At 36.8% G+C, this 258-nt stretch carries 1 protein-coding gene; it reads right to left on the minus strand.

From position 1 onward, the window contains the following. Positions 1-247 (minus strand): MMPL family transporter (locus tag SB719_RS21150; protein WP_412159885.1); only part of this gene is annotated, 247 nt, incomplete at its 3' end. Positions 248-258: the final 11 nt, after the last annotated feature.

Here is a 258-nt window from a genome sequence, read left to right on the forward strand (position 1 = left end):
GTTCTTCTAAGAAACGGCTCACAAGGATGATATTATAGTCAATTCCTAAAGCCACTAAAAAGATAAAGGCATAAACAGGGGCACGAGTAGAAATGGCATCATAACCAAATAACACATCAACTAAGAAAATGCCTAACCCTAAAGCAGATACAAAGGAGATTAAAATCGTCGCCATCATATAAATCGACATTTTGATCGAGCGTGTCAGAACGAGTAACAAGAGAAGAATGAGTAACGTTTCCAGCAAAACAATCTTTT

The sequence above is a fragment of the Pantoea sp. SIMBA_079 genome, assembly GCF_046940275.1.
In the GTDB taxonomy this organism is placed as follows: Bacteria; Pseudomonadota; Gammaproteobacteria; order Enterobacterales; family Enterobacteriaceae; genus Pantoea; species Pantoea borealis.